Here is an 18,236-nt window from a genome sequence, read left to right as displayed (position 1 = left end):
CGGCGGCTAGTCGCCGATGGCGTCCAGGCGTGCCTGTTCGTCCATCTCGATGGCGGACTGGATGACCGGTTCCAGGTCACCGTTCATGACCTGGTCCAGGTTGTATGCCTTGTAGCCGGTGCGGTGGTCCGCGATCCGGTTTTCCGGGTAGTTGTACGTGCGGATGCGCTCAGAACGGTCCATGGTGCGGATCTGGGACTTACGCTGGGCCGAGTTCTCGGCGTCGATAATTTCCTGCTGGTGCGCCAGGATGCGGGCGCGGAGCACGCGCATGCCTGCTTCGCGGTTCTGCAGCTGGGATTTCTCGTTCTGCATGGCCACCACAATGCCGGTGGGAAGGTGCGTGATGCGGACAGCTGAGTCCGTGGTGTTCACGGACTGGCCACCGGGACCCGAGGAGCGGTAGACGTCGATCTTGAGGTCGTTCTGGTTGATGTCCAGCTCTTCGGGCTCGTCAACTTCGGGAAGGACCAGGACGCCGGCAGCAGAAGTGTGGATGCGGCCCTGGGATTCGGTGACGGGCACACGCTGCACGCGGTGGACGCCGCCTTCGAACTTGAGCCGCGCGTAGACGCCCTCGGCAGGATCGTTCGAGTTGCCTTTGACGGCCATCTGGACGTCCTTGTAGCCACCGAGATCGGATTCGTTGGCCGAGATGAGTTCAGTCTTCCAGCCGCGGGATTCCGCGTACCGGGTGTACATCCGCAGGAGGTCGCCGGCGAAGAGCGCGGCTTCGTCGCCGCCTTCGCCGCCCTTGACCTCCAGGATCACATTGCGGGCGTCGTCGGGGTCCCGCGGAATGAGGAGCCTGCGCAGCTTCGCAGAAGCCTGCTCCAGCGCTTCTTCCAGCACGGGAACCTCGGCAGCAAACTCAGGGTCCTCCGAGGCCATTTCCTTCGCAGCGGCGAGGTCGTCCTCCAGGGCATGCCACTTGTTGTATGCCTCCACGATGCCATTGAGCTGCGCAGAACGCCGCCCCAGCTTCCGGGCCAGCCGCTGGTCAGCATAGACAGCAGGATCACCAAGCTGCGCCTGGATAGCATCATGCTCATCAAGCAGGCCCTGTACGGACTCAAACATTTCAAAACCTCTTTCGACTCTTACAAGTCTAGTTTCACGGGACTTAACGACGAACCGCCCAAAACATGCCGGCCATCAGGCCGGCATGTTTTGAGCGGTGAGCGCAGCTACTTGTCGTTATCCGACTTCGCGCCAAGCGTTGTCTTCTGGACCTGCATGAGGAACTCGACGTTGCTCTGGGTCTCCCGGATCTTGTTGGTCAGCAGCTCAAGGCTCTGCTGCGTTTCGAGTCCGGAAAGGACGCGGCGCAGCTTCCACATGATCTTGACTTCCTCGGGGGAAAGCAGGTTCTCTTCGCGGCGGGTACCGGACGCGTTGACGTCCACGGCCGGGAAGATGCGCTTGTCCGCCAACTGGCGGGACAGGCGGAGCTCCATGTTGCCCGTGCCCTTGAACTCTTCGAAGATGACCTCGTCCATCTTGGAACCGGTCTCCACGAGCGCGGTTGCCAGGATGGTCAGCGAGCCACCGTTTTCGATGTTGCGGGCTGCACCGAAGAAGCGCTTCGGCGGGTACAGCGCGGCAGAGTCCACACCACCGGACAGGATACGGCCGGAGGCCGGTGCTGCCAGGTTGTAGGCGCGGCCCAGGCGGGTCATGGAGTCCAGGAGGACCACCACGTCCATGCCCATTTCCACGAGGCGCTTGGCGCGTTCGATGGAGAGCTCGGCCACCGTGGTGTGGTCATCGGCGGGACGGTCGAAGGTGGAGGCAATGACCTCACCCTTGACCGTGCGCTGCATGTCCGTCACTTCTTCGGGGCGTTCGTCAACAAGCACCATCATGAGGTGGACCTCAGGATTGTTGGTGGTGATGGCGTTGGCGATGGACTGCAGGATGAGCGTCTTGCCGGCCTTCGGCGGGGAGACGATCAGGCCGCGCTGGCCCTTGCCGATCGGGGCAACCAGGTCGATGACGCGGGGGCCGATCTTCTTGGGATCCGTCTCAAGGCGCAGGCGCTCGGACGGGTACAGCGGAACGAGCTTCGCGAATTCGACGCGGTCCTTGAGCTCCTCGGGGGTCTTGCCGTTGACCGAGGTGACGCGGACCAGGGCGTTGAACTTCTGCCGTGCGGTCTGCTGGCTGCGGTCCTCGCCGTCACGGGGTGCACGGATGGCACCCACGCAAGCGTCGCCCTTGCGCAGGTTGTACTTCTTGACCTGGGCCAGGGAGACGTAAACGTCGTTCGGACCCGGCAGGTAACCGGAGGTGCGGATGAACGCGTAGTTCTCCAGCACGTCCAGGATGCCAGCGACGGGCAGCAGGACGTCGTCCTCGGTGACCTCGACGTCGTCGACGTCCGGTCCCTGGGTGCGTCCCCGACGGCGGTCGTTGCGGTCGCGGAAACGGTCGTTACGCGAGTTGTCCCGGCTGTCCTGGCCGCCACCGGAGCGGTCGCCCCGGTCATTGCGGTCGTTCCGGTCGCGGCGGTTGCGGCGGTTCCGGCGGCTGCCGCCGTCGGAATCGTCGTTGTCGCGGCTGTCATCACGACGGGCGCCGTCGCGCTGGCCGGCGTCACGGCTGCCAGCGTTGTCGCGGCCACCATCGGTGGTCTCGCGGGCGGTGGTTTCACGGGCTGTGGTGTCACGGGCCGTGGTTTCACGGGCTGCGGTGTCACGGGCCGTGGTGTCCCGGGCGCCACGGGTGCGGCCGCTCTCGCGGCGGTCAGCACGCTGGCCGTCGCCGGATTCGGCGCCCTGGGTTTCCGTGCGCTGGGAATCGGCACGCTGGGTTTCGGTGCGGTCAGCCTGGCGCTGCTCAGCGGCGGGCTGCTCGGCCGGAGCCTCAGTGGCTTCTGCCTGCGTAGACGTGGCAGCCGCATCGCCGCGGCGCCGGTTCCGGGTGCGCGGCTGGCGGCGTTCGCCCTCAGCTGCTGCGCCGGCCTCAACGGGCGCTGACGCCGGAGCCTCAACGGGCGCGGCGGCCGGAGCTTCAATGGCCGTTGCTGCGGCGGGGGCCGCAACTACTCCGTCACTGACAGCGCGGCGGCTGCGTCCACGGCCACGGGCACGGGTCCCCTCAGTGGCCGGGGCCTCCGAGGTTTCGCTGGCGGCAGCCACCGGTACGGTAGCGGCCGGGGCTACGTGGTTTTCGGTAGCCTTCTCGGCAGCCTTGGCCGGGGCCTTGCTGGCTGACGTGCCTGCGCGATGGGCGGAAATGGCGGTCACCAGATCCCCCTTACGCATGCGGGATCCACCGGAAATCCCCAGCTGGCTGGCAAGTGCCTGCAGCTGGGCGAGCTTGAGGCCGGCGAGGCCACTGCTCTTGGCGGGTACGGCCGTTGACGATCCGGCAGCAGAAGTTGATGGTTCCACAGCTGAAGACAGCTCAGTGGTTTCGGTCACGAAGGATCCTTCCCCCTCGACGGCGTCCAGACTGGGAGCTGGACGCGATGATTTGATCTGGGCTGCAGTTCAGATCTGCAGCCGCATTTTCGGTCTTGCCGGTTGGATTTCGGCCAGCAGGGCCGGATACTGATTCACCTCACGCACCGATTAATGGCGGGGCGCTGGGCTGACTATTCAGGGGCAGACAATTCAGCTGCAGATTCCTGCGACAGACCAAGCAGGCGGCACCGGAAAATATTGCGCAGTAGGAGATCACTAACAACTGAATGCAGCTGCCGATCAGATAGGCGGAATTACCGCCGGTGCAAGTCCACCTTAGCACCTTCGACGTCCACTGCCAGCTTTAGCACGCGCCAGCCGATGCCCGGCGTGTTCGCCTCTGTAAAGGACTCAATAAACCCAAGGACCTCGGCGGCTTCGGCTTCGCCGTCGGCGAGAACCAGGACCGTAGGTCCGGCACCCGAAACCACTGCCGCGTGGCCCGCGTTGCGCAGTGCCCTGATGAGGGACGCGCTGGGCCGCATCGCCTCGGCCCGGTAGCTCTGGTGCAGGTAATCCTCGGTGCCGGCGTGCAGGAACTCGGGCTTCTGGGTCAGCGCATGGATCAGCAGCGCAGCCCGTCCGGAGTTCATGGCCGCGGCATGATGGCCCACAGACGCCGGCAGCAGGGCGCGCGCGGCCTCGGTGGACAATTCAAAATCGGGGACGGCCACGATGGGAATCACGGAACCGGCCACGGTAGCGCACGTGCTGCTGTACCGGTCACTGTCCTGCCATGACAGCGCCAGTCCGCCGAAAATCGCGGGCGCGACGTTGTCCGGATGGCCTTCCATCTCGCTGGTCAACTGCAGGATCCAGTCCCGCCCGCGACGCGCCGCTTCGGGCACCATGGCATTGGCGGCCGAGACGGCCGCCACCACTGCCGACGCCGATGATCCCAGGCCCCGGCCATGGGGGTTGACGTTCGTCGCCGTGATCCTGAGGCCGCCGTGCCGGTAACCAAGCCGGGAAAAGGCAGCCTCCATCGCCCTGACCACCAAGTGGCTGGCGTCCTGCGGCAGCGTGTCCGCCCCCTCGCCGCTGAGCTCGAAGACGAGCTCAGCGGATACGAGGCTTTCCACCGTCAGGGTGTCGTGCAGTGCCAGGGCGAGGCCCAGGCTGTCGTAACCCGGTCCGAGGTTGGCGCTGGTGGCCGGGACCCTGACGGTGACGCGCTGGCCTGCTTCGATGACGGGCAGGTCAACGGCGGTGGGCGAGGTGGTTTCCAAGGCTACTTTTCTTCCAGTCCCAGTTCAGCTGCGACTGTCACGACGTCGTTCGAGACCTTGACCGGCTGCACTTCACTGCCGTCCTCGGTCCGGAGGGCCCACTGGGGGTCCTTGAGGCCGTGGCCGGTCACGGTGATGACGATGGTCTTGCCGGTGGGAACTTCACCGGCGGCGTGCTTCTTGAGCAGGCCGGCCACACCGGCGGCGGAGCCGGGCTCCACAAAAACGCCTTCGCGGGCGGACAGCCAGCGGTGGGCATCCAGGATCTGTTCGTCAGTCACGGCGTCGATGAATCCGCCGGACTCGTCACGGGCCGCGATGGCACCGTCCCAGGACGCCGGGTTGCCGATCCGGATGGCAGTGGCGATGGTGTCCGGCTCCGTGATGGGATGCCCCGCCACGAACGGTGCGGCGCCGGCGGCCTGGAAGCCCCACATCTGGGGGGTCTTGGTGGACACGGCGGGCAGGGTTCCGGCCGTGTCGGATTCGAACGGGGCCGAGTACTCCTTGTAGCCCTTCCAGTACGCCGTGATGTTGCCGGCGTTGCCTACGGGCAGGACGTGGATGTCCGGAGCATCGCCGAGCGAATCAACAATCTCAAACGCGCCCGTCTTCTGGCCCTGGATGCGGGCCGGGTTCACGGAGTTGACCAGGAACACCGGGTAGGACTCCCCCAGCTTCCGTGCAATGTCCAGGCAGTTATCGAAGTTGCCGTCCACCTGGAGTAGCGTGGCGCCGTGCGCGATGGCCTGGCTCAGCTTGCCCATGGAGATCTTGCCTTCGGGGACCAGCACGGCGCATTTCAGTCCCGCTGCCGTGGCGTAGGCCGCGGCGGACGCTGAGGTGTTGCCGGTTGAAGCGCACACCACGGCCTTGGCGCCGGACGCGACGGCGGCCGTCATGGCCATGGTCATGCCCCGGTCCTTGAACGACCCGGTGGGGTTCATCCCCTCGACCTTCAGGTACACCGTGGAACCGGTGAGCTCGGAGAGCTTCTGCGCGTGGACCAGCGGAGTGCCGCCTTCGCCCAGCGTGATGACCCTGGTTGATTCCGTTACGGGCAGCCGGTCAGCGTATTCGCGGATAACGCCGCGCCATTGGTGAGCCACTTAGACTCCTTCTACCCGCAGAACGGATGTTACTGAATTGATGACGTCCAGGCCCTTGACGGCCTCGACGGTGGCTGCGAGGGCAGCCTCTGATGCGCGGTGGGTAACGATCCGCAGTTCGGCGGATTCCACGTTGGACTCTGCGTCCCGGTGGATGGTCTGCCGCATGATTTCGATGGACACGCCGTGCTCCGCGAAGAGCTGGGCGATCCTGGCCAGCACGCCGGGCTGGTCGGCGACGTCCAGGCCGATGTAGTAGCTGGTCATGACCGCGTCGATGGGCAGGGCCGGGACGTGGCCCGTGGTGGTCTCCGTGCGTCCCGGGCCGCCCAGCACAATGCGGCGGGCGGCCGAGACAAGGTCACCCAGGACGGCAGACGCCGTCGGAGTTCCGCCGGCGCCCTGGCCGTAGAACATCAGCTCGCCGGCGTTTTCCGCCTCGATGAAGACCGCATTGAACGCGCCGCGTACGGCGGCCAGCGGGTGCTCGCGCGGCAGCAGCGTGGGGTGCACGCGCACGGAAACGCCTTCGCCGCCGTCGGCATCCGTGAGCTTTTCGGCGATGGCCAGCAGTTTGATGACAAATCCGGCATCCTTGGCTGCGGCGATGTCCGCCGCGCTGACGGACGTGATGCCTTCGCAGTGCACGTTCTCCAGGGCGAAGCGGGTGTGGAAGGACAGCGACGCGAGAATGGCGGCCTTGGAGGCGGCGTCGTGGCCTTCGACGTCGGCGGTGGGGTCAGCTTCCGCGTATCCAAGGCGCTGGGCCTCCGCGAGGGCGTCCGCGAACTGCGCGCCGGTGGAGTCCATCTGGTCCAGGATGAAGTTGGTGGTGCCGTTGACGATACCCAGCACGCGGGTGATGCGGTCTCCGGCCAGGCTGTCCCGGATGGGGCGCAGGATGGGGATGGCACCGGCTACGGCGGCTTCGTAGGACAGCTGCACGCCGGCCTTGTCGGCCTCTTCGTAGAGGGTGGGGCCGTCCTGGGCGAGCAGGGCCTTGTTGCCGGTGACTACACAGGCGCCGTTGCGCAGCGCGGAGAGGATCAGCGTGCGGGCAGGCTCGATCCCGCCCATGAGCTCGATCACCAGGTCGGCGTCCTTGACCAGGGTGTCCGCGTCGGTGGTGAAGAGGTCCTGCGGCAGGTCCACGTCCCGCTTGGCATTGACGTTGCGCACCGCGATGCCGCTGAGCTGCAGGCGGGCACCGGTACGGGCGGCAAGGGCGTCGGCGTCCTCAATGAGAATCCGCGCAACCTGGGCCCCAACGTTGCCACAGCCCAGCAGGGCTACTTTCAGGGTTCGCAATTCAGTCATTCGGCACTCCCATGTCGCGGTTAAGCAAATCTTCTTCGGTTTCCCCGCGGACAATCAGCCGGGCAGATCCGCCGCGCACCGCGACAACGCCCGGCCGGGCCAGATAGTTGTAGTTGCTTGACAGGGCCCAGCAGTAGGCGCCGGTCCCCGGTACAGCAAGCAGATCACCGGCTGCCACGTCCTCGGGCAGATATACATCTCTAACAACTATGTCGCCGCTCTCGCAATGTTTGCCCACCACGCGGGACAGCTGCGGGGACGCGGCGGACGTGCGGGAGGCCAGAATCGCCGAATAATCCGCGTCGTAGAGCACCGGGCGGGCGTTATCGCTCATGCCGCCATCCACTGACACATAGCGGCGCGGATGCGTAACGTTCTCCTTGGCCTCTGAATCGCCCGGCGCGTCGACGCGGACGGTTTTCAGGGTACCCACCTCGTACAACGTGAACGTGGTGCTGCCCACGATCGCGCGTCCGGGTTCGATCGAAATCCGGGGAGCGGTGATGCCCAGCTCAGCACACGTGGAACGCACGACGGCGGCCATCGCCTGCGCGACGTCAGCTGCGGGGCGCGGGGTATCCACCGGGGTATAGGCAATGCCGTAGCCTCCGCCAAGGTCCAGCTCGGGCATCACGATGGAGTACTTTTCCTGCATGGCGGCGTGGAAGCGCAGGAGCTTCTGCGCGGCGAGTTCAAAGCCGTCCGGCTCGAAGATCTGCGAGCCGATGTGGCAGTGGAGGCCCAGCAGTTCGATGCTGGCGTAGCCCGTGGCCGCAGCCACGGCTTCCTCCGCTGCTGACAGTCCGGCCTGCTCGGTGGAATCCCCGGCCATAGAGAGGCCGAACTTCTGGTCCTCGTGGGCGGTGGCGATGAACTCGTGGGTGTGCGCGTGGACGCCGGGAGTCAGGCGCAGCATAACGTTGGCAATTTCGCCCCGGTCCGAGGCGATTTTGGCGACGCGGTCCAGCTCATCGAGGCTGTCCACCACGATTCGTCCCAGCTTCATATCCAGCGCGCGGTTGATCTCGGCGTCGGATTTGTTGTTGCCGTGCAGGCCCAGGTTTTCGCCCTTGATGCCGGCCCGGGCCGCCACCGCGAGCTCGCCGCCGGAACACGTGTCCAGCCGGAGTCCTTCGTCTGCCACCCAGGCGGCTACGGCGGTGCACAGGAAGGACTTGCCCGCGTAGTAGACGTCCACTCCCCCGCAGATGTCGGCAAACGCGGCATCAAAGGCGTCCTTGAAGGAACGTGCGCGGGCCCGGAAGTCTGTCTCGCTCATCACAAAGAGCGGCGTGCCGAACTGCGCCTTGAGCTCGCTGACGGCGATGCCATCGATGGCGAGCTCACCGGCGTCGTTCTTCCGCACATCCTGCGCCCACATGGGCTCGTGGAGCGCATTCAGGTCCGCGGGAACGGCGAGCCACTCGGGAGCCAGCGGGGATCCGCTGTTGGTGTCCTGTGCTGACACCTTCTGCGTCGAAGTTTCCTGTGCCGACATCAGTTTCACATCCGTTCCGGTGCGGACACGCCCAGCAGGTCCAGTCCGTTAGCCAGCACCTGGCTGGTGGCGTCGTTCAGCCACAGGCGAGTGCGGTTGACGTCGGTGACGGCTTCGTCGCCCTGCGGGGCAACACGGCAGGCGTCGTACCAGCGGTGGTAGGCGCCGGCAATGACCTCGAGATGGCGGGCCACACGGTGGGGTTCACGCAGTTCGGCGGCTTTGGCCACAATCGAGGGGTAGCTGCCCAGGTAGGAGAGCAGTTCGTTTTCCGTGGCGTGATCCAGAAGTGAAGCATCGAACGCGCTCCGGTCCACGCCGGCAGCCACGGCGTTGCGGGCGGTGCCGCGGGACCGGGCGTGGGCGTACTGGACGTAGAACACCGGGTTTTCGTTGCTGTGCTTCTTCAGCAGATCGGGATCCAGGGTGAGCGGGGAATCTGCCGGGAAGCGGGCCAGGGAATAACGAACGGCGTCCTTGCCCAGCCAGTCAATGAGGTCCTTGAGCTCGATGATGTTGCCGGCACGCTTGGACAGCTTGGCGCCGTTAACGGACACGAGCTGGCCGATCAGCACCTCGATATTCACCTCGGGATCATCGCCCGCGCAGGCCGCAATGGCCTTGAGGCGGTTGATGTAACCGTGGTGGTCGGCGCCCAGGAGGTAGATCTTTTCGGTAAAGCCGCGGTCCTTCTTGGAGAGGTAGTATGCGGCGTCCGCGGCAAAGTAGGTGGGTTCGCCGTTCGCGCGGATCATCACGCGGTCCTTGTCGTCCCCGAAGTCGGTGGTGCGCAACCAGACCGCACCGCCGTCGTCGAACACGTGGCCCTGCTCGCGAAGGCGGGCGACGGCACTTTCGATGTGGCCGGCGTCGTGCAGTTCCTGCTCCGAGAAGTAGACGTCAAACGCAACGCCAAAATCGGCAAGGGTGTCCTTGATGTCCTTCATCTGGGCCTTGTAGGCGGCGGCGCGGATGACAGGAAGTGCGGCGACCTCGGTGAGTTCGCGGATGTCGGGGTGCTGGGTGAGGACGTCGTGGCCGAGGTCCGCGATGTACTGGCCCGGGTAGCCGCCGTCCGGCACCGGAAGTCCGTGCAGCCGCGAGTAAACAGAGTTCGCGAACACGTTCATCTGCGAACCGGCGTCGTTGATGTAGTACTCGGCGGTGACCTCCGCGCCCGAAGCACGCAGCACACGGGCGATGGCATCGCCCAGGGCGGCCCAGCGGGTGTGGCCGATGTGCAGCGGACCGGTGGGGTTCGCCGACACAAATTCCATGTTCACCACGTGGCCGGCGAGCGTGGTGGTGGTGCCGTATTCCCGTCCGGCTTCCACGATGGCCTTCGCCAGGGCACCCGCAGCGGCGGCGTCCACGGTGATGTTCAGGAAGCCGGGGCCAGCGATATCCACGGCAGCGACGCCGTTGATGGACTTCAGCCGGGCGCTCAGGACGGTGGCGAATTCGCGCGGGTTGGTGCCGGCCTGCTTGGACAGCTGGAGGGCGATGCTGGTGGCCCAGTCGCCGTGTTCCCGGTTCTTCGGTCGCTCCACGCGCACCTCATCAGGGACAGCTGATGCGGAAAGCGCGATTTCGCCAGCGGCGACGGCGTCTTTCAGGCAGGCGGATATGGCGAGGGAGAGTTCTTCGGGAGTCACCCCTCTAGCCTACCGGGGGCCGCCACGTGGACGAATTTGGGGGTGATGCGTGACTGGTTCCGCACCACATTTCCTCACAGCGGACGCACTGCCGATTCACAGGGTGAACCATTAGGCTAAATCCGACGTTGAGTACAGCGTAAGCACCCAGCCCACGAAACGAGCCCCATCATGAGACCGTCAGTCCGCAAAAGTGTTTTCGTCGGCATCGCCGGTCTGTCCCTCACTGGAACGGTGGCCGGCTGCGCGCCGTCGGCCACGCCCGCTGCGACTTCCGACAGCACCTCCGGCGCCACCCCCGCCCCTTCCGGCACGGCATCATCACTGGCCAGCAGCGGCTCCCTCTACCAGGACGGCACGTACAGCGCCGACGGCACCTATGTCTCCCCCAACGGCACCGAAACCGTGGGGGTTGAGCTGACGCTCGCCGCGGGCACGGTCACGGCCGTGAACATCACCCAGCACCCCTCGAACCCGAACACCCGGAAATTCCAGGGCGAATTCGCCGGCGGGATCGCAGCGCAGGTTGTGGGTAAAAGCATCGACGAACTCAACGTCTCCAAGGTGGCAGGATCCTCGCTCACCAGCGGCGGCTTCAAGCAGGCCTTGGACAAGATCAAGGCCGAGGCCCAGTAGGCCGTGCCGGACCCGGAGGACTTCCGCTTCGACGGGATCGGAACCCGTTGGGAAATCTCCACCCCCCGTCCGCTTGACGCCAGCGTCCGCGGCCGGCTGCTCGCCGCGGTGGAGCGGTACGACGGCGACTGGTCCCGGTTTAGGTCCGATTCGACCGTCGGTGCCATGGCCCGCCGGCCCGGGCGGTATGAGCTGCCGCCGGAAGCGGCGGACCTTGGCCGGCTGTACCGCTCGCTGTACGACATCACCGGCGGTGCAATGACACCCCTGATCGGCGGCAGCCTGGAGCGCCTCGGGTATGACGCCGCCTATTCCCTGCGGCCTGCCGGGTCCGCGCTGCCGGCACCCCGCTGGGAGGACGTCCTGGTGTGGGACGGCAATGTGCTGACCACCTCCGCTCCCCTGGTCCTGGACATCGGTGCCGCCGGTAAGGGGCAGCTGGTGGACCTTCTCGCTATTGAGCTGTGCTCCTGCGGCGTGGACTCCTTCGTGATTGATGCCAGCGGCGACCTGCTGCACCGCGGTCCTGATCCGGTGTCCGTGGCGTTGGAGCACCCGTACGATCCGGCGAGGGCCATCGGGACCGTGCCGCTGGCAGGCGGCGCCTTGTGCGCGTCAGCCTCAAACCGACGGGCATGGGGCGACGGCCTGCACCATGTGCTTGATGGCACCACAGGGCTACCCGTCAGTACGGCGGTAGCCACGTGGACCATGGCGGAAAGCACTATGGTGGCCGATGCCCTGGCCACCGCCCTGTACTTTGTTCCGGGCAGCGAGCTGGAACGGAGTTTCGATTTTTCCTGGCTGACGGTATTTTCTGACGGAAGCGCTGCCTACTCGGCCGGATTTGAAGGGACACTGTTCTCATGAGCCCCGTTGACGCCCCCAAGGCAACTGCCGTTTTCACTGTCGGGCGGCTGGACACCCTGCTGGGCAAGTACACGATGTACCGGCTGATCCTGCTGGTGCTGGCAGCCCTTGCCGCGTACAGCCTTCTGCTGAATGCCCTTGGCTGGCTCACGTTCGGCATTCCGCAGATGCTCGTCCACCTGGTGCTGTGTCTTGGCCTGACCTACGTGTCCAACCGAGGGCTGGCTGCCCTTTTCCACGTCCGCCCGCATTCCGAATCGTCGCTGATCACCGGTCTGCTGCTGTACTTCCTCTTCTGGCCCTCCTTTGTGCCCCTGGATACGGCGGGGGTGGCCCTGGCCTGTGTGCTGGCCTCCGCCTCGAAGTACGCGCTGGCCTGGCGCGGCCGGCACATCTTCAACCCGGCCGCCGCGGGGGCGTTTGTGACCGGGCTGACCGGCCTGAACATTGCGACGTGGTGGGCGGCGACCCCCGCCATGCTCTGGCTGCTGGTTCCGGGCGTCCTCCTGGTGCTCTACCGGACGCGTAAGTTGCTCATGGCGGCCGTGTTCCTTGTGGTTGCCACATCAATTGTGAGCGCTGAGCTGCTGCAGGCAGGGCTTACCCTGGGCAGCGCACTCTGGCAGGCCCTGGCGCAGAGGCCGCTGCTGTTCTTCGTCGGCTTTATGCTGACGGAGCCGCTCACCCTCGCTCCGCGCCGCTGGCAGCAGCTCGCGCTCGCCGCACTGGTTGGTGTGGTGTTCGCAGTGCCGTACAACTTCGGCTTCATCGCCAACTCGCCGGAACTGGCCCTGCTGGTCGGCAACCTGCTGGCGTTTCTCGTGGGCCAGCGCGGCGGGCTCAGGCTCCGGTTCGCTGGCTCCCGTCCTCTGACGCCGAGCACCACAGAGTTCGTCTTTGAACCGTCCCGTCCCGTCCGCTTTGTGCCGGGGCAGTACATGGAACTGGATCTGCCGCACGCCAAGTCTGACGGTAAAGGCCGACGCCGGGTGTTCAGTTTGACCAGCGCCCCCGGTTCGGAGACGGTGAAGTTTGGCGTCCGAACGGCGGAGCCCCTGTCCGCGGCGAAGAAAGTCCTGCTGGACCTGAAGCCTGGTGATGAGGTGGCCGCCACGTCCGTGGGCGGAGATTTTGTCCTGCCCCGCGATCCCCGGGCCCCCGTCCTCCTGATCGCCGCGGGCATCGGTATCACGCCCTATCTTGCGCATCTGGCTTCCGGCGCCGCGCAGGACCGGGACGTGGTTCTCCTCCTGCTGGCGCGCAACGCTGCCGAAATTGCCTACGCGGCCGAGCTGCAGGTGTCCGGGGCGCGTATCCTGGCACGCCTCGCTGACGGTTCGGTCCCGCCGTCGTTCATCACCGATGCCGGGACGCTGGAATCCGGGGGCGCTGCCGCTGGCGCCCGGCTGGACGGAGATTCCCTGAAGGCCCTCGTTCCCGACATTGCCGGCCGCGCTGTCTACATCTCCGGGTCCCCTGCGAGCGTCGCATCGCTGCGCCGTGCAGCCCATATGGCGGGCTCGCGCCGGGTGCACGTGGACTCTTTTTCGGGCTACTGAACAGGGCCGTTTTTCCTTGCAGGCACCTTCCTGCTAAGCTCTAGGACGTCCCGCTGGCAACGGCAGGATCCCTGAATTGCCCTCGTAGCTCAGGGGATAGAGCGTCTGCCTCCGGAGCAGAAGGTCGTTGGTTCGATTCCAATCGAGGGCACATATGAAACCCCCGCCGCTTGCAAAAGCGGCGGGGGTTTCTGCGTTCCTCCCCCACAGGCGCGAGCGGACACTTGAGGGCCTGCCGAGCTGGGCAGCCGGACACATGAGGCCCTACCGAGGTGGCGCGGCCGGACACCGGCCGCATGTTTATTGCGGCGCGGCTGTGGCACTCCGGCTTGTCGGACTCCGCGGCAGGCGCTGTGCCTCAATACCCAGCCCGCGACATGGCCCGCGCTAAGGCGGCGTGGTGCACAAGGCCCCAGTTGTTTCCGGCGCTGGCAACGTTGGTGGTTCCCAGTCGGGGTGTTCGCTGGCGTAGTGACGTCCGGTCGGTGATATCCAGCCGGGTGGTTCGTTCTTGGTTGCGGTGGTAGGTTTCCAGGCTGTGCTGTGGCGGAGCCTGTGGTGTTTGGGGCAGGGCTGGCCGAGGTTTGAGATCCCGGTGGCGCCGCCGTGGGCCCAGGCCAGGAGGTGGTCCGCTTCGTTGTCCAAGGAGTGGTTGCTGCAGCCCGGGAACGGGCACTTCCCGTCGCGAAGTCTGAGCCATTGGCGCTGGGCTTTCGTGACCCGGTAGCTGGTTCTACCGATCTCCAACGGTGCACCATCCCGTGGGTCTGTCAGGACCCGATGGAAGGACTCGGCTCCGTCGGCGATGAGCTGCCGGGCCATGGACGGCGGGATCGGGCCGTAGCCGTCGAGCATGGCGGGCTCATCCGTGACACCCAACAGCGAGAGGACGGGGACCGTAACAAGAACCTGCGCCCGCGGCGACGGGACACCAGCAGCCACACTGCCGCCGTCGATACCTGCCTGGTCACCGCTGCCGCCGAGGAGCCAGGTGGCGACGGTGTCAGCGCGGAGCTGGCTGAGTGTCCTGGCTTCCTCCGGGCCCTGCAACGCTCTGGCGGCGACAGTAGTCCGGTCCCAGATCCCTGCCGCCTGATCCGCGGGAAGGTAGGCGGAGAGCCACGCCATACCGTCCCTGTCCGGGGCATACTCCAACCGCCGGTCGGCGGCGCACCTGGTGTGGCGCTTCTCGATGCTGACCGGATGGTGGCGTTCCCGCCACGTACGGGCCTTGTGCCGGAACCGTCCGGGCACGAGCCCACCGGCCGGACACCCCCTCGCTGGGTTAACCGCGTCGGGGTCCAGGAAATGAGCCTCCAACGCCGCAGCGGCCGGCCGGTCAAGGTTGGTGGTTTCGTCGACCATGATCCGGGCGTGCTGCCACGAAATCTGCCCTGCCTGCAGCGCGGATAAGGTCAGGGGCAGCCTGGTGGTGAGTTGGTGGGCCTCGGCCAACAGCGCCCCAGCGGACCGTTCGCTCACCGTGAGCACGCATGCCACCTCCGCGACCACGGCCATCTCTTGCCCGGTGTTGTCCTCAGGTGACGTGGCCGGACCCGCCAGCGCTTGGGCAGCGTCGTCATAGTCGGCGACCGCCTGGACTTTCAGGGCAGCCATCTTCGCCTCCCCGCGGGCCACGGCAGCCAGCGTCTGCAGGGCGAGCTCGGCCCTCCGATGCAGCGGGTCAGCACACGGACCCGGGGCTTCGACAGCCTCACGGATCACAACCGAAAGCTCAGCGAAGGACACAGAAAGGGCCTCCAACGCCGCCACAGCTGCTCTGCTATCCATACTCAAATCATCGCGCGAGGCTCTGACAATAACGGCGAGGCTGAATGGCTATGTGCATAACTCTGCGAAGCAACGATCGGTGCCGCCAATCGCGCCGCGGCAATTCAGGGCCTCAAGTGTCCGTTCGCGCGGGTGGTCGGTGGGAAAGGCCCCAGCTGTCCCTTCGCGCCATGGAGCAGGGCCTCAACTGTCCGTTCGCGCTGGATCAAGTGCGCCTTCATCAGAATGTCGGTGGCCCCTCGTAGGCTGATTCAACGAACTCGAGGGGTAGGCCATGCACGTTCCAACCACATTCTGTTCCATCATTCCGCCTTACTTGCTGCGGCGGTTGGCCCGCCTGGACGAGCCTCGGTTTTCCGCCGCCGCGCGGGCCGCCAAGGAAGCGCTCAGCCACGTCCGGTCAGTCCAGTCAGCCCGTACCCAGCCGGCTCCGGCCGCTCCCCCGGCACTGCGCAACGTGCGTCCGGGCCCGCCCAACAGGAGCATCTACGATGCCGGCCGTTCCGAGAACCTGCCCGGAAAGCTCGTGCGCAAGGAAGGCGAACCGGTTTCCGGTGATCAGTCGGCGGATGAGGCGTACGACGGCCTTGGGCACACGCATCGCCTGTTTGCCGACATCTTCGGCCGTAACTCCATCGACGGCGAAGGCCTGCCGCTCGATGCCACGGTGCACTTTGGCAAGCTCTACGACAATGCTTTCTGGGACGGCCGCCAGATGGTCTTCGGCGACGGCGACGGCGAAGTCTTCGAACGTTTTACGCGGTCGCTGAGCGTCATCGGGCACGAACTCACGCACGGCGTCACGCAGTACTCGACGGGGCTGGCTTACCGCAACCAGGCAGGTGCCATCAACGAATCCATGTCCGACGTTTTCGGCGCGCTCGTGGAGCAGTACCTGAACAGGCAGTCCGTGACCGACGCCAGCTGGCTGATCGGCGAAGGACTGTTCACGCCCCAGGTTGAGGGATCGGCCCTCCGCTCGCTGAAGGCGCCGGGCTCGGCGTACGACGACGACGTGCTGGGTAAGGACCCCCAGCCGGATTCGATGGACTCGTACGTGCGGACCAGCGCGGACAACGGCGGCGTCCATATCAACTCCGGGATCCCCAACAGGGCCTTTTACCTCACGGCGGAGACTCTGGGGGGCAACGCCTGGGAGGCGCCGGGACGGATCTGGTACGACGCACTGACGGGCGGCTCGCTGCCTGCCACCGCCACGTTCCGCGTCTTCGCGAGGGCGACGGCGGCATCTGCCGTCGACCTGTTCGGCACCGATTCGCCGGAGCATGACGCCGTGCGGCAGGCGTGGGAAACTGTGAAGGTCAAGCTTTAGTTGAACGCCTGCCCGCCCCGAGCTGGCGGCCAGGCTGCAGGAAAGCCCAGGACCCAGGCCATGAAGATCAGTGTGGAGCGCAGCGGCGGCATCGCAGCCCTGACCCGCGTATGGACAGTGCACGCCCAGACCGCGAGCGCCAAAAGCCAGTGGCAACCCATTGTGGAAGCATGCCCTTGGGACGCGGTGCCCAAGACCGTCCGGGCCGCAGCCGCGGAGGTGCAGGACAACCAGCCGGACCGATTTATCTATTCGATCCGGGCCGGCCAGCGGCGGGCGGCGCTGCCGGAGCAGGCTGTCACAGGACCATGGCGTGTGCTGGTGGACACCACCCGGGCGGCAGCCGAGGACAGCCCCGACCGGCGGGGTCCTGTGCAGGCTTAGCTGCGTCTCCAGTCAGCCTGCTGTTACCAGTTGCCCCCGGAACGCCCGGCGGTAGGACTGCGGGCTGGTGTCCAGCACCTTGGCGAAGTGATGCCGAAGGAGGACGGGGTGGCCAAAGCCGGATTCCCGGGCAACCTCGTCGATGTTCAGGTCAGTGGATTCCAACAGCTCCTGCGCCCGGAGGACCCGCTGCGAGTTCAGCCAGGCAGCAGGTGTGGCCCCGGTTTCGGACCGGAAGCGGCGGGCAAAGGTCCTGGCTGACATGTGCACGCGGGACGCCAACTCAACGACGGTGTGCTCCTGCTCCAGGTTCTGCACCATCCAGCGCAACAACTCTTCCATCGGCGCCGATCCACAGGCAGGCACGGGCCGGTCGATGAACTGAGCCTGTCCGCCGTCGCGGTGCGGCGGCACCACCATGTCCCGGGCAATGGCTGCTGCCACATTGGCGCCCAGCTCAACGCGCACCAGATGGAGGCAGGCATCAATTCCTGCCGCTGTTCCGGCGCTGGTGATCAGGTTGCCGTCCTGCACATAGAGCACGTTTTCATCGACCTGCACTTCCGGGTACCGGTTTGCGAGTTCATGGGAATAGTGCCAGTGCGTGGTGCAACGCCGCCCGTTCAGCAGACCGGCGCGGGCCAGGGCGAAGGCTCCGGAACAGATGGACATCACCCAGGCTCCACGGGCGTGCGCGGCGCGCAATGCCTCCAGCACGGATTCCGGAACGTCGTCGTCGCGTCCGAACGGGGTCATGATCACGAGGTCCGCGTCCGCCGTGGCATCGAGCCCCAACGGGACATTCATGGAGAGGCCTGATTTCAAGCGGACGTTTCCGGGCTCGGGCGTGCAGGTCCGGAAGTCGAACGCGGGGACGTTGCTGCCGCGACCCGACCTGTCGATGCCGAACACCTCGCATGCGGTGGCGAACTCGAAGATCGAGAAGTTGGGGACGACAATGACTGCCACTGATTTCAGCATGCTTCCATTGTGGCAGAAACTCGAGCTTTTTGGGCATTTCTGCCACTGTTTCTTGAACATGCACCGGAGCAACATTGAGTCATGGAAATCTTCGGAATCGCCCTAGTGGTCCTGCTCCTCGTTGTTCTCGCCGCCACCGTCTCAGCGCTCCTGCGTGATGGCCGCGGCCACACCCCGCCCATCACCTCCGACCAGCCTTGGTCCGCCCTGGACCTGCCCAGCGTTAACTACACCCTGCGCATTTTCTAACCAGAAGGCATGCCTCAAGCCGTCTTTGTTAACCCATCCGTACTAACACGAAGGAACCCGGCACATGTGAGCCGGGTCCTTTCCTCATGTTCTGATTGAGTGGGGTCCGGGAGGGCGGAATCAACGGCCGGGCCGACGGCGGGGTTGACGGCAGCAAG

At 65.9% G+C, this 18,236-nt stretch carries 15 protein-coding genes and 1 tRNA gene; 7 read left to right on the top strand and 9 right to left on the bottom strand.

Annotation, left to right across the window (positions count from 1 at the left end; all coding sequences use genetic code 11):
• Window positions 1-6: 6 nt before the first annotated feature.
• The 7 genes from prfA to argS all read right to left on the bottom strand — a co-directional run bounded on the left by prfA (window position 7) and on the right by argS (window position 10,275).
• Window positions 7-1,080, bottom strand: coding sequence for a peptide chain release factor 1 (prfA, locus tag ACVWY0_RS01045; RefSeq protein WP_058932004.1), 1,074 nt, complete (start codon window positions 1,078-1,080; stop codon window positions 7-9).
• Window positions 1,081-1,187: 107 nt separating this feature from the next.
• A complete protein-coding gene (gene rho, locus ACVWY0_RS01040) occupies window positions 1,188-3,425 on the bottom strand; it encodes a transcription termination factor Rho (RefSeq protein ID WP_485835076.1) in 2,238 nt (745 codons plus the stop codon).
• Window positions 3,426-3,721: 296 nt separating this feature from the next.
• The gene (gene thrB, locus ACVWY0_RS01035) at window positions 3,722-4,696 is read right to left on the bottom strand and encodes a homoserine kinase (protein WP_485835075.1); all 975 of its coding nucleotides are present in this window, start codon (window positions 4,694-4,696) and stop codon (window positions 3,722-3,724) included.
• Window positions 4,697-4,698: 2 nt separating this feature from the next.
• Window positions 4,699-5,805, bottom strand: coding sequence for a threonine synthase (thrC, locus tag ACVWY0_RS01030; RefSeq protein ID WP_141140976.1), 1,107 nt, complete (start codon window positions 5,803-5,805; stop codon window positions 4,699-4,701).
• Window positions 5,806-7,122: a homoserine dehydrogenase gene (locus ACVWY0_RS01025; RefSeq protein ID WP_252565120.1), complete on the bottom strand. Its 1,317-nt coding sequence runs from the start codon at window positions 7,120-7,122 to the stop codon at window positions 5,806-5,808. It abuts the gene before it with no gap.
• Window positions 7,115-8,590 (bottom strand): diaminopimelate decarboxylase, encoded by a 1,476-nt coding sequence (lysA, locus tag ACVWY0_RS01020; protein WP_485835074.1) that lies wholly within the window; start codon window positions 8,588-8,590, stop codon window positions 7,115-7,117. Before lysA ends, ACVWY0_RS01025 begins: the two co-directional genes overlap by 8 nt.
• Window positions 8,591-8,625: 35 nt before the next feature.
• Window positions 8,626-10,275, bottom strand: coding sequence for an arginine--tRNA ligase (gene argS / locus ACVWY0_RS01015; RefSeq protein ID WP_485835073.1), 1,650 nt, complete (start codon window positions 10,273-10,275; stop codon window positions 8,626-8,628).
• A gap of 171 nt (window positions 10,276-10,446) precedes the next feature.
• Here argS and ACVWY0_RS01010 point away from each other — a divergent pair, with 171 nt between their 5' ends.
• The 4 genes from ACVWY0_RS01010 (at window position 10,447) to ACVWY0_RS00995 (ending at window position 13,491) form a co-directional block, all read left to right on the top strand.
• Entirely contained in the window at window positions 10,447-10,911 is a 465-nt protein-coding gene (locus tag ACVWY0_RS01010) for an FMN-binding protein (RefSeq protein WP_485835072.1), read from the top strand.
• Between the two features lie 3 nt (window positions 10,912-10,914).
• The gene (locus ACVWY0_RS01005) at window positions 10,915-11,781 is read left to right on the top strand and encodes an FAD:protein FMN transferase (RefSeq protein ID WP_485835071.1); all 867 of its coding nucleotides are present in this window, start codon (window positions 10,915-10,917) and stop codon (window positions 11,779-11,781) included.
• Window positions 11,778-13,340, top strand: coding sequence for a ferredoxin--NADP reductase (locus tag ACVWY0_RS01000; RefSeq protein WP_485835070.1), 1,563 nt, complete (start codon window positions 11,778-11,780; stop codon window positions 13,338-13,340). Before ACVWY0_RS01005 ends, ACVWY0_RS01000 begins: the two co-directional genes overlap by 4 nt.
• A 78-nt stretch (window positions 13,341-13,418) precedes the next feature.
• Window positions 13,419-13,491 (top strand) — tRNA-Arg (locus tag ACVWY0_RS00995).
• A 236-nt stretch (window positions 13,492-13,727) separates the two neighbouring features.
• On the opposite strand, the gene ACVWY0_RS00990 is transcribed toward ACVWY0_RS00995, so the two are convergent.
• Entirely contained in the window at window positions 13,728-15,131 is a 1,404-nt protein-coding gene (locus tag ACVWY0_RS00990; RefSeq protein WP_485835069.1) for an HNH endonuclease signature motif containing protein, read from the bottom strand.
• A 274-nt stretch (window positions 15,132-15,405) separates the two neighbouring features.
• On the opposite strand from ACVWY0_RS00990, the gene ACVWY0_RS00985 reads away from it, so the two are divergent.
• Both ACVWY0_RS00985 and ACVWY0_RS00980 read left to right on the top strand, forming a co-directional pair.
• The gene (locus ACVWY0_RS00985) at window positions 15,406-16,464 is read left to right on the top strand and encodes a M4 family metallopeptidase (RefSeq protein ID WP_485835068.1); all 1,059 of its coding nucleotides are present in this window, start codon (window positions 15,406-15,408) and stop codon (window positions 16,462-16,464) included.
• A gap of 60 nt (window positions 16,465-16,524) precedes the next feature.
• A complete protein-coding gene (locus ACVWY0_RS00980; RefSeq protein ID WP_056343351.1) occupies window positions 16,525-16,848 on the top strand; it encodes a protealysin inhibitor emfourin in 324 nt (107 codons plus the stop codon).
• 12 nt (window positions 16,849-16,860) lie between these two features.
• Here ACVWY0_RS00980 and ACVWY0_RS00975 read toward each other — a convergent pair whose 3' ends face one another.
• Window positions 16,861-17,829, bottom strand: coding sequence for a GlxA family transcriptional regulator (locus ACVWY0_RS00975; RefSeq protein ID WP_485835067.1), 969 nt, complete (start codon window positions 17,827-17,829; stop codon window positions 16,861-16,863).
• An 81-nt stretch (window positions 17,830-17,910) separates the two neighbouring features.
• On the opposite strand from ACVWY0_RS00975, the gene ACVWY0_RS00970 reads away from it, so the two are divergent.
• Window positions 17,911-18,078: a hypothetical protein gene (locus tag ACVWY0_RS00970; RefSeq protein ID WP_181037140.1), complete on the top strand. Its 168-nt coding sequence runs from the start codon at window positions 17,911-17,913 to the stop codon at window positions 18,076-18,078.
• Window positions 18,079-18,236: the final 158 nt, after the last annotated feature.

Source organism: Arthrobacter sp. UYNi723, assembly GCF_054057635.1.
The sequence above is the reverse complement of the archived record's forward strand: the minus strand, read 5'-3'. Positions and strand labels throughout refer to the sequence as shown.